General features: G+C 73.4%; 11 protein-coding genes. 6 read left to right on the top strand and 5 right to left on the bottom strand.

Annotated features, from left to right (window positions below):
- Window positions 1-204: 204 nt before the first annotated feature.
- Together IE248_RS33590 and IE248_RS33585 are read left to right on the top strand one after the other, a co-directional pair.
- Window positions 205-1,752, top strand: coding sequence for a class I SAM-dependent methyltransferase (locus tag IE248_RS33590; RefSeq protein ID WP_190032662.1), 1,548 nt, complete (start codon window positions 205-207; stop codon window positions 1,750-1,752).
- A gap of 43 nt (window positions 1,753-1,795) precedes the next feature.
- The gene (locus IE248_RS33585) at window positions 1,796-3,166 is read left to right on the top strand and encodes an FAD-binding oxidoreductase (RefSeq protein ID WP_190032661.1); all 1,371 of its coding nucleotides are present in this window, start codon (window positions 1,796-1,798) and stop codon (window positions 3,164-3,166) included.
- Window positions 3,167-3,306: 140 nt separating this feature from the next.
- Here the strand turns inward: IE248_RS33585 and IE248_RS33580 are convergent, their stop codons facing one another.
- Both IE248_RS33580 and IE248_RS33575 read right to left on the bottom strand, forming a co-directional pair.
- A complete protein-coding gene (locus tag IE248_RS33580) occupies window positions 3,307-3,753 on the bottom strand; it encodes an enediyne antibiotic chromoprotein (protein ID WP_008743151.1) in 447 nt (148 codons plus the stop codon).
- Window positions 3,754-3,976: 223 nt separating this feature from the next.
- On the bottom strand, window positions 3,977-5,521 hold the full coding sequence (locus IE248_RS33575; protein WP_190032660.1) for a benzoate-CoA ligase family protein: 1,545 nt from the start codon (window positions 5,519-5,521) through the stop codon (window positions 3,977-3,979).
- Between the two features lie 168 nt (window positions 5,522-5,689).
- Here IE248_RS33575 and IE248_RS33570 point away from each other — a divergent pair, with 168 nt between their 5' ends.
- From IE248_RS33570 to IE248_RS33560, 3 genes are all read left to right on the top strand, one after another.
- Window positions 5,690-6,481, top strand: a complete 792-nt coding sequence (locus tag IE248_RS33570) for a tryptophan 2,3-dioxygenase (protein ID WP_073797088.1) — start codon at window positions 5,690-5,692, stop codon at window positions 6,479-6,481.
- A complete protein-coding gene (locus tag IE248_RS33565; RefSeq protein WP_037794765.1) occupies window positions 6,478-7,677 on the top strand; it encodes an aminotransferase class V-fold PLP-dependent enzyme in 1,200 nt (399 codons plus the stop codon). The genes IE248_RS33570 and IE248_RS33565 overlap by 4 nt, the downstream gene beginning before the upstream one ends.
- Before the next feature lie 159 nt (window positions 7,678-7,836).
- The gene (locus IE248_RS33560) at window positions 7,837-9,408 is read left to right on the top strand and encodes an MFS transporter (protein WP_073776248.1); all 1,572 of its coding nucleotides are present in this window, start codon (window positions 7,837-7,839) and stop codon (window positions 9,406-9,408) included.
- Between the two features lie 69 nt (window positions 9,409-9,477).
- On the opposite strand, the gene cmdF is transcribed toward IE248_RS33560, so the two are convergent.
- The 3 genes from cmdF to IE248_RS33545 all read right to left on the bottom strand — a co-directional run bounded on the left by cmdF (window position 9,478) and on the right by IE248_RS33545 (window position 13,679).
- The gene (gene cmdF, locus IE248_RS33555; protein ID WP_073797089.1) at window positions 9,478-11,103 is read right to left on the bottom strand and encodes a tyrosine 2,3-aminomutase; all 1,626 of its coding nucleotides are present in this window, start codon (window positions 11,101-11,103) and stop codon (window positions 9,478-9,480) included.
- A gap of 63 nt (window positions 11,104-11,166) precedes the next feature.
- Window positions 11,167-12,651, bottom strand: coding sequence for an AMP-binding protein (locus IE248_RS33550; RefSeq protein WP_037794763.1), 1,485 nt, complete (start codon window positions 12,649-12,651; stop codon window positions 11,167-11,169).
- Window positions 12,648-13,679, bottom strand: a complete 1,032-nt coding sequence (locus tag IE248_RS33545; RefSeq protein ID WP_190032659.1) for an FkbO/Hyg5 family chorismatase — start codon at window positions 13,677-13,679, stop codon at window positions 12,648-12,650. Before IE248_RS33545 ends, IE248_RS33550 begins: the two co-directional genes overlap by 4 nt.
- Before the next feature lie 303 nt (window positions 13,680-13,982).
- Between IE248_RS33545 and IE248_RS33540 the strand changes: the two genes are divergently transcribed.
- Window positions 13,983-15,476: an MFS transporter gene (locus IE248_RS33540; protein ID WP_073797091.1), complete on the top strand. Its 1,494-nt coding sequence runs from the start codon at window positions 13,983-13,985 to the stop codon at window positions 15,474-15,476.
- Window positions 15,477-15,491 lie beyond the last annotated feature (15 nt).

Genomic DNA, 15,491 nt, shown 5'->3' with positions numbered 1-15,491 from the left:
GCCGTATCGTGCGCCGCCGCGGCGACCCGCTGCATCTTGAGGATTGCTCCATGACCGGACGAAGGAGGGCAGCCCTGAAGATGCGGCTGGGCCGCACGCGTTGAAAGGCTCCGATCCCGGGCCACGGCACGGCCGCGCGCGCCGACCGCGCCGCGTCCCACGAGCGGCGCGGGCCCCACCGCACCGACCCGAGAGGACGCGTACATGTCCGTTCCCACCGCCCACGCCGCCGCAGGCCTCGTCGACGCATTCGTCGACGCGTTCGCAGACGCCGCCCCGGAGCGCCGCGCGGCCGAATACCGCGCGCTGGTGGACGCCCTCTGGTCCGACGGGGAACTCTCCCCGCAGGCCCTGTCCGCGGTGCCCGCGCTGGTCGCCGGGCTGGACCGGGCGCACCCCGGCGCCCGAGGCCACCTCGCCGTCCTGCTGGGGTTGCTGGCGGAGGCCGAGTACCCCACGACGGCGGGCCCGGTGACCCGTGAGGTCCGCGCCCACCTGGGCCTCTACCTGGAACTGGTGCGCACCGAGGGCATCGGGACGCCCCTCACGCTCGCCCTCCTCTACCTGCTCTCGCACTTCCCGGCCGACCGCGACGAGATCCTCGCCGCCGTGCTGGAGCTGGGCCTGGAGCCCGAGGACCTGTCGCGGCTCGACCGCAGCCTGAGCGAGCTCGACCCCGAGCGCCCCGACCTCGGCCGGGTGTGGCCCTCCCCGTCGGCCTGGACCCTCAACGAGGACGAGCGGGCCTTCGACCGGTCCTGGATCGCGGCGCTCACCCCCCGGCAGATCGCGGCGGCCTGGGAGAACGACACCCGTACGGTCCTCGGCTGCACCGGAGCCCGCGCCTACTGGGCCGTCTGCAACGGCGACCCCGAGAACCTGCCCGCGGCGACCGTGCCCGACCGCAGCCACGCCGCCGCCCCGGCCGCGGACACCTCGCTGTTCGCCCCGCACGCCGCGGCCCTGCGCTGCCCGGCCTGCCACGGCGCCCTCGAACCGGCCGGCGCCTCCTTCGTCGCGTGCTCCGGCTGCGCCGCGCGCTACCCGGCAGCCAACGGCATCCTCGACCTGACCGCCCCCGCGGCGGGGGACGGCGCCGTCGACGACTTCCTGGAGAAGCTCTCCCAGGTGCCCAGCATGGGCCTGTTCTACGAGGCCGTGGCCCGCCCGGCCTTCCTGCGCGTCTCCGGCGCCAACTGGGGCGGCGCCGTCGCCCCCGCCGACGAGGACCGCTACATCGCCGAGCACGTACGGCCCGTCGACGGCCCCGTCGTCGACCTGGCCGCCGGCGCCGGCCGGTGGACCGCCGTCATCGCCGAGGCCGTCGGCGCCGACCGCCTGGTGGCCGTCGACAGCTCGCTGCCGATGCTCAACGTCCTGCGCGACCGGCTGCCGGAGGTGCCCTCGGTCCTCGCCGGAGCCGCCGACCTGCCCTTCGCCGACGCCTCCGTCGGCGCGGTCGTGTGCTGGAACGCCCTGCAGGCCTTCTACCACGAGGCTGAGGCCGCGATCACCGAGGTGGGACGAGTCCTGCGCCCCGGCGGCACGTTCACGCTGATGACCTTCCGCCGCTCCGAGGACCCGGTCTACCGCTACTTCCAGTCCGCCCACCGCTTCCCGCAGCACGACGGCGGGCTCCAGCTCTTCGAGCTCGACGACCTGCGCCGTTGGCTGGCCGACGCCGGCCTGACGGTGCGTGAGGAGAGCGGCCCGGGGACGTTCGTGTTCGTGACGGCCGTGCGCGAGCACTGACCCAGACCGCGAACACCGACGCAGACAAGGACACACCGCTCCCATGCACCAGTACGACGTTGAACCGAAGACGACGGCCTTCGCCGCACCCGGCACCCCGGACTACGAGGAGGCCACGCGCGTCTTCAACCTCGCCGCCCCGCCGCGGCCCGACGCGGCCGTGACCGTCCGGACCGTCGAGGAGGTCCGCGCCGCCGTGCGCGAGGCGGCCGGACGCGGCCTGCCCGTGCGAGTGCACACCACCGGCCACGCCGCCGGCGCGCGCCGCGCGGTGGAGGGCGGCGTGCTCCTGCGCACCCGCCTGGAAGGCGGCGTCGAGATCGACGCCGGACGCCGCGTCGCCCGGGTCCCGGCCGGTACGACGTGGGGCGAGGTCGTCGAGGCGGCGGCCGCGCACGGTCTGGCCGCCCCGCACGGCTCGGCGGCCCACGTCGGCGTCGTCGGCTACCTGCTGGGCGGCGGCGTCAGCTTCTACGGCCGCCACACCGGGCTCGCCGCGAACAGCCTGCGCGCGGCCGAAATCGTCACCGCCGACGGCGAGCTGGTGCGCGCGGACGCCGACCGTGACCCCGAGCTGCTGTGGGCGCTGCGCGGGGCGGGCGCCGGCCTCGGCGTCGTCACCGCCGTGGAGATCGGGCTGTTCCCGGCGGCGAAGGTGGTCACCGGAGCCACGTACTGGTCCGCGGCGCACGCCCCGGCCCTGCTGGCGGCCTGGCTCCGCTGGAGCCGCGAGGCGCCCCGCGAGGCGACGACCTCCCTGCGGGTGATGAACCTGCCGCCGGTCCCCGGGGTGCCGCCCGAGCTCGCCGCGGGCCCGGTGCTGTGCGTGGACGGGGCGGTGCTGGCCGAGACCGAGAGCGACGTCGCGGCCGCCGAGCGGTACGCGGAGGAACTCCTGGCCCCGCTGCGCGAGATCGCGCCCCCGCTCCTGGACACCTGGGCGCTCACCGACCCCGCCGGGGTGCTGCACGCGCACATGGATCCGGCCGACCCCGTGCCGTTCGTCGGCGACCACCTGCTGCTGCGCGAGCTCGGGGAGGAAGGCGCCGCGGCGTTCGCGCGCGTCACCGGCGAGGGATCCGGCTCGCCGCTGGTCGTCGCCACGCTCCGTCAGCTCGGCGGGGCCTTCGCGGAGCCCGGCCCCGGCGCTCTGGGGCAGGTGGACGCGGCGTACGCGTACATGGGTTCGGGCCCGCCGTTCGGCCCGGTCACGGTGGAGGCCCTGGAGGCCCACTGCACCACCGTGCGCGAGGCGCTGGAGCCGTGGGACACCGGCCGCACCGTCCCCTCGCTCGTCGAGAGCGCCGGCCGGCCGGGACGCCGGCTCGACGCGGCGGCGGCCGAACGCGTGGCCCGGGTCCGGGACCGCCTCGACCCGCGGGGCGTGTTCGCCGGGGACGCGGCGGCTCTCTGAGGCGCCGTCCGAGGTCCGTCCGCAGGGGAGGGCCCGTCCGTCCCCGCCCGCGTAGCGCGCCGGAGCCCCCGGCAAGCGGCTCGAGGCCGGCTTGTCGGGGGCTCCCGGAGCATGCCCGCTCGGGCACGCGGACCAGCGGACTACTTGAACGAGATCAGCTGGCCGCCGCCCTCGCCCGCGTCGCTGCCCAGACCGACCTGGGTCGGGGTGGCCTTGGCGTCGACCGTGCCCCACGGGGTGGAGGAGGCGCCGACGACGGCGGAGAAGGAGACGTGGACCCGCAGCTGCGCGGTGACCTTGCCCTGGGCGTCGGCGACGACGTCCAGGGAGGTGGTCTTGTCGCACCCGAAGGTGTTCGGGGCCACGACGGCGCACTGGCCGACGTGGTACACGGTCCCCGGCGTCAGGCCGGTGCCGGTGACGGTGACCTGCTGGTTGTCCGACAGCCCGGTGGCCGGCGTCACCGTGACGGCCGCCGCGGCGGGGGCGGCCATCGCGGCCGGCTGGACCGCGACGGCCAGGCCGGTGGCGATGGCGGCGACGGCGCCGAGACGGGTGATCGCGGCGAGGGTGTTCTTGACGGTCATGCGGAAACTCCATCAGTAGAGGGGACTGGGCCATTCCGAATGCGGCCCTGAGATGAAATTAGTGATCTTGGAAGGGGCCCCGCATCTTCGAGGTTGCTTCACGCAACCCACTGCCCGGGGTGCCCCTCCCGCCCCTCGGAGCCTCTCCTTCCGCCCGGCGGACCCGTTCCTTCCGCCAGGGCCCGCCGGCCCACCGCCCGCCGGCCCGCGCCCGCCGGCCCGCTCAGGCCGCGCGCAGGGCGCGCCGGTCCACCTTCCCGGCCGCCGTCCTGGGCAGCTCCGTGACGAAGCGGTACTCCCGCGGGTACTTGTGCGGCGACAGCCCTGCGCGGACGAACTCCGTCAGCTGCGTCCCGGTCACCTCCGAGCGGGCCACGACGTACGCCCGCGGTTTCGTCAGGCCCTCGCTCTCCACACCCACCACGGCGCAGTCCACGACCTCGGGATGGGTCAGCAGGCAGTCCTCGATCTCCGCGGGGGCGATCCACACGCCGCCGACCTTCAGCAGGTCGTCCTTGCGCCCCCGGTAGTGGAAGAAGCCGTCCGCGTCCCGCACCGCCAGGTCCCCGGAGCGGACCGTGTGCGGGGCGGGGAAGGCGGCGGCGCTCTTGGCGGGCTCCTGCCAGTACTCCAGCGCCGCCGTCGCGCCGGTCACCTCCAGCACACCCGTCTCGCCGTCCGGCAGTTCCTCGCCGTCCTCGCCCACCACCTTGACCCGGTAGCCGGGCACCTCCTGACCCAGCGTCCCCACCCGGGCGGCGCCCGGCCGGTTCGACAGGAAGATGTGGTACGTCTCGGAGGAGCCCAGGCCGTCGGCCACCTCCACGCCGAACGTGTCCAGCCACGCCCGGTGCAGGTCCGGCGGCAGCGCCTCGCCCGCCGACGTGCACAGCCGCAGGCAGCTCAGGTCCTGCTCGCGCGCCAGCGGGTGCGCGACCATCGCGCGCATCATGGTCGGCACGTTGACCAGAACGGTCGGGCGGTGCGCGGCGATCAGCTCGAACACGCGCTCCACCGTGCTGCGTTCCGGGAAGATGATCCCGGCCGCCCCCACCCCGAAGGGGAACAGCGCCGCCAGATCGCGGGAGTAGCCGAAGAAGAGCTTGGGGACCGGCAGCACCACGTCATCGGGCCGCAGGTCCAGCACCCCCCGGGCGTACCAGTCGAAACTCAGGCGCGGACTGCGGGCCGGCAGCACGCACGCCTTCGGCGCCCCCGTGCTCCCCGTGGTGAACTTCCAGATCGCTGGCGCGTCCCGGTGGGTCGGCGCCGGGTCCAGCTCGTCCGGCTGTCCGGCGACCAGCGAGTCGAAATGGTGCTCACCGGCGCGCAGCGCATCCGCCGGCACCCCGGCGACCAGCAGGTTCCGGACTCCCGCGGCCCGCAGCCGCTCCAGCGTGCCCGCGTCGGCCACGACCACCCGCGGGGCCACGTACCGCTCGTAGTAGCGGTACTCCTTCGCGTGCAGGAAGCTGTAGACCTCGGCGGTGACCGCGCCGATCTTCTGCGCGCCGTACCAGGCCGCCACGAACTCGACGCCGTCACTCATGGCGATCAGCACCCGATCCTGCGGCCGCACCCCGAGGGCGCGCAGCGCGTGTCCCACCCGGTTGGCCAGGCCCCGCAGCCGCGCGTAACTCGTGCGCCGTCCGTCACCGCCGATCAGCGCCGTACGGTCGCCGTCGGCCCCGTCGAGGAAGTGGGCAGCGACGTTGAAGTTCTCCGGAACATCCGTGTGCCCCATGGGGGTCCTGTGGTCGATCTGCATGCCGTCATGCTCAGTCGGAGCACTTGGCCGCGCATCTCTCTCCATGCCGACCTCGCCCCTTCTCCCAACGTGCTGACCTCGGACGGGGCACCTTCGAGCGCTGTCGGCGGCCCGTGTCGATCTCCTAGCCTGACGACGCAGTAGCAGAGGCGAAGGAGGTGCAAAGCTGTGGCGGTCGGCTCTTCGACCGGGCTCACGTATTCCGGGTACCTGGCGTTGGACGAGGTACTCGCGGCTCAGAGGCCGGTTTCGGACGTGCACGACGAACTGCTCTTCATCGTCGTGCACCAGGTCCACGAACTGTGGTTCAAACAGATGCTCCACGAACTCGGCCAGGCCCAGGCCCGCCTGGTCGCGGGCGAGACGGAGCGGGCGCTGCGCAGCCTGCAACGGCTGCGGACCGTACTGGAGGCCACCACGGTCCCCATCGGTGTGATGGAGACCATGACGCCGCAGGAGTTCGCGCTCTTCCGCGACCGGCTCGGGACGAGCAGCGGATTCCAGTCCGTGCAGTTCCGCGAGGTCGAGGCCGTGCTCGGCGGACGCCGACGCCAGGCGATCGCGCACCTGGAGCGCGACAGCGAGGAACGCAGGCGCGTCGAGGCGGCCATGAACAGGCCCTCCCTCCTCGACTCGGCCCTCGTGTGCCTGGCCCTGCACGGCTATCCGGTACCGCTGGAGATCCTCCAGCGCGACACATCCCAGCCGCTCGCCCCTCACGAGGAACTGCGCCACGCCCTCACCGCCGTCCGGGACGAGGACGGCCCCGAGGCCCGTATGTGCGAGGAACTCCTCGCCGTCGACCGCGGCCTGCGGGAATGGCGCCGGCGCCACGTGGAGATGGTCGAACGGATGATCGGCGCCCAGCCGGGCACGGCGGGCTCGGCCGGCGCCGCCTACCTCCGTACGACGCTCGCCACCCCCTACTTCCCCGACCTGTGGGAGGTGTGGAGCCGATGAGCGACCTGTCCGCCCGGCTGGCCCCGCACTACTCGGCCTTCCGCGTCGCCGAACGGCTGCTGCTCACCGGCCACTCCCACCAGGCGTGGCCCGACGTCGCGCTCCAGGGCCAGATCGCCGCGTTCCAGGACGCCGCGCTCGCCGCCGACGAGAAGTGGGGCCGCGCCTTCGAACAGGCGGACCGGGTCCGCGCGGGCTTCCGGCTCTTCCTCGACGACCCCGGCGCCGAACTGGCCCTCGGCGCGAGCACGCACGACCTCGTCCTGCGCTTCCTGTCCGCCCTGGACCTGTCGCGCAGGCCCCGCCTGGTCACCTCCGACGGCGAGTTCCACACGCTGCGGCGCCAGCTGACGCGCCTCGCCGAGAGCGGCGTCGAACTCGTCAGGGTCCCCGCGGAGCCCGCCGCCACCCTCGCCGAACGGCTGGCCGCCGAGGTGGACGACCGCACCGCGGCCGTCCTGGTCTCCACGGTGCTCTTCGAGACCGCCCGGCTCGTGCCCGGCCTCGCCGGCCTCGCCGAGGCGTGCCGGAGCCGGGGCACGGAACTGCTCGTGGACGCCTACCACGCGCTGGGCGCCGTACCGTTCGACACGGAGGGCCTCGAAGAGGCCTGGGTGGTCGGCGGCGGCTACAAGTACCTCCAGCTCGGCGAGGGCAACTGCTTCCTGCGCGTCCCCGGCCACGCCGACACCCTGCGGCCCGTCATCACCGGCTGGTTCTCGGAGTTCTCCCGGCTCTCGGGCCGGACCCTGCCCGACACCGTCGGCTATCCGGCGGGTGCCGCCCGCTTCGCCGGCGCCACCTACGACCCCACCAGCCACTACCGGGCCGCCCGCGTCTTCGGCTTCCTCGCCGCCGAGAGGCTCACGCCCGCGCTGCTGCGCCGGGTTTCGCTGCGCCAGGTCGCCCTGCTGGCCCGGCACTTCGACGCGCTCGGGGCTCCCGACGAACTCGTCACCCGCGACCGCACCGGGTCGCCGCACGAGTTCGGCGGCTTCCTGGCCCTGCGCACCCCGTACGCCGCCCAGCTCCAGCAGGGCCTCGCGCGCCGGGGCGTGCTGACCGACAGCCGGGGCGCCTTCCTGCGCTTCGGCCCCGCCCCCTACCTGTCCGACGCCCAGCTGGCCGCCGCCATGGACGCGCTCGCGGCGGAACTCGCCGCGCTGTCCGCACCCGGCCTCGCCGCCGCGGCCTGAGCGGGCCCGGGCCGGGCCCGGACGGCCGGCGGGAACTGAGCATTCCGTGAGATGCGCCCACAGGGGCCCGGCGGCGAACCTCCTGAGGGCGCCCGGTGCCATCGGCACGAGGCGACCAGACCCCCCAAGCCCCCCAAGACGACGACGGGAAGTAGAAGCATGACTGCAGGCGGTGCTCCCAAGGCCGGGCGGAAGGAGTGGATCGGGCTGGGAATCCTCGCCCTTCCCACCCTCCTCGTGGCCCTCGACGTGTTCGTGCTGCTCCTGGCATTGCCGCACCTGAGCGCGGACCTCGACGCCAACAGCAACCAGCAGCTGTGGATCATGGACATCTACGGCTTCATGGTCGCCGGATTCCTGGTGCCCATGGGCACCCTCGGCGACCGCATCGGCCGCCGCAAGCTGCTGATGATCGGGGGCACCGCCTTCGGCGCGGCCTCGCTGCTCGCGGCCTTCTCCACCAGCCCCGGCATGCTCATCGCCGCCCGTGTCCTGCTGGGCATCGCCGGCGCCGCCATCAGCCCGTCCACGCTGGCGCTGATCGCCACCATGTTCCAGGACGCCAAGCAGCGGGCCGCCGCCATCGGCATGTGGGCCAGCTGCTTCACCATCGGCGCCATCGTCGGCCCGATGCTCGGCGGCGTCATGCTGGAGCACTTCTGGTGGGGCTCGCTCTTCCTCCTCGGCGTCCCGGCCATCGTGCTGCTGCTCGTCGTCGGCCCCAAGGTGCTCCCCGAGTTCAGCAACCCCGACGCCGGCCGCCTCGACCTGCCGAGCGTCGCCCTGAACCTGGGCACCACCATCCCGGTCATCTACGGCGTCAAGGAGCTCGCCCGCAGCGGCTGGCACCCGCTGCCCGCCGCGTCCATCGTCGTCGGCGTGGCCCTCGGTGTCCTCTTCGTCCGCCGCCAGCGCACCCTCAGCAACCCGCTGCTCGACGTGAGCCTGTTCCGCCACGGCCGTTTCAGCGCGTCCCTGCTCGGCCTGCTCGCCTACAGCCTCATCGGAGGCACGGTCATGCTCTTCATGACCCAGTACTTCGCGGCCGCCCAGGGCATGTCGCCGATCCAGTCCGGCCTCGGCCTGCTGCCCGGCATGGCCGCCGCGACCGTCTCCTTCATGATCTGCCCGATCATCGCCCGCAAGATCCGCCCCGCGTACATCATCGGCGCGGGCCTGGTCGGCGTCGTCGCGGTCCTGCTCACCTTCTCGCAGCTCGACGCGGACTCCGGTACCGCCACCCTCATCGTGGGCTTCGCCGTCTTCTCCTTCTGCGGCGCCCCCCTGGTGGCGCTCGGCACCAACATGGTCGTCGGCACCGTCCCGCCGGAGAAGGCCGGTTCGGCCGGCGCGCTGTCCCAGATCAGCAACGAGTTCGGCGCCGCCCTCGGCGTGGCCACGCTCGGCACCCTCGGGCTCGCCGTCTACCGCGACACCGTGGACAGCACCGTCCCGGCCACCGTCCCGGCCGAGGCGGCCGACGCCGCGCGCGACAGCGTCTCCGGCGCGGCGGCCGCCGCCCAGGGCCTGCCCGAGCAGCTCGCCGACGCGCTGATGGAGCCGGTCCGCGTCGCCTTCACCGGCGGCCTGCACACGGTCGCCGCCGTCAGCGCGGTCCTGATCGCGGTGGCAGGCGTCTTCTTCGTCACCGTGATGCGCCACATCCCGCCGATCGGCCAGGAAACCCCGGCCGACGCCGAAACCCCGGCGGACCAGACCCTCGCGGCCTGACCCACCCCGCCCCACGCACGAGCGCCCCGCCCGATCACCGGGCGGGGCGCTCGCGCGTGCGGGTCCGGGTCAGCGCAGCTCGACGTCGGTGTGCCGGCCGAGCGCGGCGAGGAACTCGCCGCGGGAGAGGGCGGCCGCGACGAGCTCGATGTCGTCGGCCATGTAACGGTCCACGTCCAGCGCGGGCACCAGGGCGCGCACCGCGTCGTACGTGGCCCGGGAGGCGGGGCTCAGGCCCTCGTAGCGGTCCGAGACGTCGACGGCCTGGGCGGCGGCGAGGAACTCGACCGCGAGGATGCGGTTGTTGTTGGCGAGGACACGGCGGGCGTTGCGGGCCGCGATCAGGCCCATGCTGACCACGTCCTGGTTGTCACCGTTCGAGGGCACCGACTGGGTGCTCGCCGGACCGATGGTGCGGTTCTCCGCCACCAGCGCGGTCGCCGGGTACTGGGCGCCGGCGAACCCGCAGTTCAGGCCCGGGTTCGAGGCCACCAGGAACTCCGGCAGACCGTAGCTCAGGTGGCGGTTCAGGAGGCGGTTGAGCTGCCGTTCGGCGAGGACACCGAGCTGGGTGAGGGCGATGGTCACGAAGTCCATGGCGAACGCGATCGGCTGGCCGTGGAAGTTCGCGCCATGGAAGATCTCCTCGCCCTCGAAGAAGAGCGGGTTGTCGTTCGCCGAGTTGAGCTCGATCTCCAGCTTGTCCTGCGCGTGGTACAGGGTGTCGCGCACCGCGCCGAGGATCTGCGGGACGGCACGCAGCGTGTAGGCCTTCTGCAGATAGGTCTCGGTGCGCTGGACGTCCTTGCCGTCCTGCGTGCCGTCCTCCTTGGCGTCCTGCACCTGACGGCGTATCTCCGAGTGATCGGCCGTCAGCTTGCTGCCGGCCAGCAGGGCCCGCATGTTGGCGGCCGAGTCGATCTGACCGCGGTGCGGCCGGGCGATGTCGTGCCCCTCGGCGAGGAAAGGGCTCGTGGAACCGCGGAGCACGTCGTTGAGGAGCGCCGAGACGAGCTCGGCCTGCCGCGCCTGCGTCAGGGCGCGCTCCACGACCAGCGAGCCGAGGCCCGTCATCGCCGACGTGCCGTTGATCAGCGCGAGGCCCTCCTTGAAGCGCAGCTCAAGCGGCTCGATGCCCAGCTCGCGCAGGACGGTGGCGGTCTCCACCCGCTTGCCGTCGCGCAGGACGTAGCCCTCGCCGATGAGCGTGCTCGCGATGTGCGAGAGCGGGACGAGGTCACCGCTGGCGCCGAGCGAGCCGATCTCCGGGATGGCCGGGATGACGTCCTGGTTCAGGTAGAGGGCCAGGCGCTCCAGGATCTCCGGACGCACCGCGGAGTGACCCTTGGCGAGGGTGTTGAGACGGGCGGCCACGATGGCCCGCGCCTCGTCCTCGGCGAACAGGGGACCCACGCCGGCGCTGTGGCTGCGCACGAGGTTGGTCTGCAGCCGGACCTCGTTCGACTTGTCCACCTGCATGTAGATCATCTCACCGTAGCCGGTGGTGACGCCGTAGATCGGGATGTTCTGCTCCGCCAGCTCCTCCAGCATCGCCCTGCTGCGCAGGGTCTTGGCGACGGCCTCGGGGGCGACACGCGCCGGTGCGCCTTCCTCGGCGACGCGCCGGACCGCGTCGATGGTGAGGGTCTGGCCGTCGAAGGCGACGGGGACGGTGCCGGTCTCAACTGAGGTCAACGCTCTCACTCCAGGCGTAGGTGTTGTGCGGGAAGAATGCGGAAGGGAAAAGGGCGCCTGACATCAGCGCAGGGAGTCCTCGGCGGCGAGCGCGCGGATGGTGCGGCGCAGCAGCTTGCCGGTCGGATTGCGCGGCAGACGCGCGACGAAGGTGATGTCGTGCGGCACCTTGTACCAGGTGAGGGAGTCCGCGGCGGCGAGCAGCAGCTCGCCCCGCAGCGCTTCGGCGGCCGCCGAGTCGAGCGGGTCGCGCAGGACGGCGTAGGCGCGCAGCACGGAGATGCCCGTGTCCTGCCGCACGGCGCACACCGCGGCCTCCTCGACGGCGGGGTGGGCCATCAGCCGGTCCTCGATCTCGGTCGGATGGACGTTCACCCCTCCGACGATCTCGACGTCGTCCAGCCGGCCGTGGACGCGTACGAACCCGTCGGCGTCCATGGTCGCGGCGTCACTGGTGCTGTACCACTGGTCGGCCGCGAGCCGGACCGGGGCGGCGTCGCCGTGCGGCACGCCGAGGCCGATCGTCGGGCCCGACACCTCAAGGCGTCCCTCGACGCCCGGCGCGGCCGCCTCGCCGTCGTCACCGACGACGCGCAGCCGGTACGGGGGCAGCACCCGGCCGAGGGTGAACTCGCGCATCTCGCCCGGACCGTTGGCGAGCAGGGCGTGCCCGATCTCCGTCGTCCCGTAGACGTTCAGCAGCCGGGGCCCCAGGATGCCGCGCAGCGTGCGCTCCAGGGACTCGGGCAGTACCTCTCCGGCCACGACCGCCACCCGCAGCCCGCCCAGGATCCGTGCGGCGTCCGGGTGGCCGAGCATGTGGGCGAAGAAGGTCGGCTGGCTGTAGAAGACGCTCACGCCGTACCTCTCCAGGACGGCCAGGGAGTCCCCGGGCGCCAGCCGCCGGGGGGTGAGCACGGTGGAGCCGCCGGACAGCAGTGAGAAGAAGAGCGAGTTGCCCAGGCCGTACGCGAAGTTCATGCGCGGCACCGAATAGCTGACGTCGTCGGGGCCGACGCCGACGGCGGCGCCGGCGGCCCGGCTCAGGATCTCCGGGTCGCCGTGCGTGTGGAAACAGAGCTTGGGCCCACCGGTCGTGCCGGACGTGAACGCGGCGAACGCGGGCGTGTCCGTCGTGCAGGGGGCGTACGCCGGCACCGGGCCGTCGCAGTCGAGCACGTCCGGCGTGAGGACGGGAACGGCGAACCGCTCCGCGAACTCGGGGACCGAGACCACGACGGCGGGCCGCGCGATGTCCGCGGCACGGCGCATCTCGTCGGGGTGGAGCATGGAGTTGACCGGGACCGCCACGGCACCGATGTGCAGGGCCCCGAGGAACGCCCGGACGAACTCGATGCCGTCCGGCAGGGCCAGCAGGATCCGCGCGCCGGGCCCCAGACCACGGGAGGCGTAGGCGGCGGCGGCCCGTGCCGCGCCCGCGTACACGTCCTCGTAGCGGTGGACGTCCTCGTCCACGAAGTAGGCGGGACGCTCCATCCAGCCCCGGTCGGCGGCGGTGTCCACCAGGCGTCGCACCAGGTTGGTCATCGGCAGATCCCCTCGATCTCCACGAGCAGGTCGGGCCGGCACACGTCGACGTTGAAGAAGGCGATGTCGACGTCGGTGCGGAGCACCTCGGCGCACCGGGCGCGGACCACGGGCAGGTGCTCGGCGTCGCGGACGTAGACCTTGACGCGGTCGAGGTCATCGAGGCGGAAGCCGCCGGCCAGGCCGTGCCGGCGCAGGTTCTCGTGGCTGACCAGCGTCTCGATGTTGGCCAGGGTGACGGTGCACTGTGCCTCGACGTCGTCGGGGTGGACCGTGTCGTCGCCGATGATGCTCGCGGTCCCCGACACGAAGAGGGCCGGAACGGAGCCGGCCGCCGACTCCAGGACGGTGGCGCGGGCGAAGCTCGGCGATTTGGGGCCGTACTGGCGCGGGTACTGGTGGGCCGGGGTCTGGCGCGGGTTCTCCAGGTGCGTGGCGATGCCGCTGCGGGAGGCCAGGAAGTACAGGTCGATGCCGGGGCGCAGGGATCCGATGCCGGTGGCGGCGGGCATGCCGGCGATCCGGTCGGACCAAGCTTCGAACACCTGGGCACGGCCCACGCAGAAGTCCCGGTAGTTCTCCGTACCCTCGCCGTTCGACTCGGTGATCGCACCGACGAGGTTCCACATGCGCACCAGCCGGGTGTAGCCGAGCCGCCACATCAGCGTGAACGCCGACTCGTACACGGCCCGCACCGCGTCGCGGTAGACGTCCCTCTCGTCGATGCGGACGGCGCAGAAGAAGTGCTCGCCGTCCTCCGCGTACACCAGGTCGTCCTGGCGGCCCGCGCGCACCTGACGGTCGGTGGTCCACACTTCGGTGACCGGCCGGTCGGCGGGGGCCGCCATCGCGACCTCCAGCCGAGGTACGCCGTGCAGCAGCCCGGGAGGGCGGCCGCCGTGCCCGTAGGTCACGCTGCCGAGCACGTTCCGCCCCGCGACGCGGGCTCGTTCGTCTTCGCCGGGCCACACGAAAACGCAGTCCAGGGCGGTCGTCAGGGTCGGTGTGCCGGGGTGGGTGACTGTCACGATTTCCTTCCCCGCGCGTCGGGCGGCGCGGCAATGGGCTGGGCCGCCCGAAGGGCGGGCGGTTGCGCGGGCCGCGCCGGGCCACCCCGCGGCGAGACGCCGCCTGACGGGCACCTGTGCGGTGTCGGTCACCGCGGGTCGGCCTCGCAGCGAGTGTGGGAGGCCGGGGTGAAACGTGTCCACGCCGAGTTGGCTAAGCCTGACCGGCGCTTTCGGCCGGGGAAGACTTAGCCAAGTGCACTTGCCGCCGTCGCGGACAGCTCGTGGGATGTCCGCAGGACACTGGCGAGAGGACAACGGCACATGGCGGATCAGCTCGTAGGCGCGGGGACCGGGGGGCGGCTGCGTCCGCGGCGGGACGACGCCGCGCCGGGCACGGGAACACCGCTCAACCCGCGGCGCCGGCAGGCGCTGGCCCTGCTGCTGGTCGGGCCGTTCCTCTCGCTGTTCGACCAGTTCTGCGTCAATCTCGCCGCCCCGTCGATCAACCAGTCCTTCCGGCTCTCCCCCTTCGAGTTCCAGGCGGTCGTCGGTGGCTACGGGCTGGTCTACGGACTCGGCCTGATCACCGGCGGACGGCTCGGGGACCTGTACGGCCGACGGCGCACGTACCGGGCGGGGATCGCCCTCTTCGCGGTGACCTCACTGGCCTGCGCGCTCGCGTGGTCCCCCGGGTCGCTCATCGTGGCCCGGCTTGCCCAGGGCGCCGCCGCGGCGATCCTGCAGCCCCAGGTGCTGGCCCTGATCCGGGTGCAGTTCCCGCCGACGGAGGGGCAGAAGGCGCTGTCGTGGTTCGCCGTGTCGATGAGCCTCGGCATGGTGTGCGGCCAGATCCTCGGCGGAGCCCTGCCCGCCTGGGACCTGCTGGGACTCGGATGGCGCCCGGTCTTCCTCGTGGCCGTACCGCTGTGCGCGCTCGTGTTCCTCGCGCTGCCCGCCACGATGGAAGCCGACCGGCCGGCGCACGCGGGGCGGGGGGCCGATGTCACCGGCGCCGTCCTCAGCGCCCTGGCGGTGGCTTTCGTCCTGCTGCCGCTGGCCGCGGTGCGGGAGTGGCCGTTCCTCCCCCTCGGCCTGGCGGTGTGCCTCGCCGGATGCCTGCTCGCGGCCGTCTTCGTCAGGCAGCAGCGGTCCCGGAGCCGCCGGGGCGGCCTGGCCCTGCTTCCCCTGGGTCTGTTCGCCGTGCCCGTCTTCGTGCGCGGCGTCCTTCTCAACTTCCTGCTCTACATGGCCAGCGTCCCGTTCGCCATCGTGCTCGCCCTCTACCTCCAGGACGAGGCGGGCATGAGCTCGGCGCGAGCCGGGCTGGTCTTCGTCCCCGCCGCCCTGGCCATCGCCGTCGGTTCGCGCATCGCCCTGCCGTCGCGCGGGCGGTTCGGAGAGGGAGTGCTCGTCGCGTCGGCCGCCCTGATCGCCCTGGGCCTTGCCGGCGCACTCGCGGCCGTCACGCTCGGGGGAGACGGCGCCGCCCTGGTGCTGCTGCTGGTGGCGCTCGCCGTCTACGGAGTGGGCAACGGCATGATCGTTCCGCTGCTGACCGGCGCCGTGATGAGCCGGGTTCCGCCCCAGGACGCGGGCGCGGGCTCCGGCGTGCTGTCCACGACGCAGCAACTCGCGGCAGCGCTGGGCATCGCGGTGGTCGGGATCTTCCTCTACCCGCGGTCGGCCGGCGCGCCGCTGCACTACTCGGCGGCAATGGGCGTGGAGGTCGCCCTCGCGGCGCTCGCCGTCCTGGCCTGCGCCCACCTGGTCGCCGCGACCCGGGGCCGCCGCGCCGGCGCCCCCGGAAAGCCGTAGAACGGACCTCCGCGC

Origin of the sequence: Streptomyces goshikiensis (genome assembly GCF_014650555.1) — a bacterium.
GTDB lineage: Bacteria > Actinomycetota > Actinomycetes > Streptomycetales > Streptomycetaceae > Streptomyces > Streptomyces goshikiensis.
Note: the sequence above shows the minus strand (reverse complement) of the source record. Positions and strands in the feature narration are given on the sequence as shown.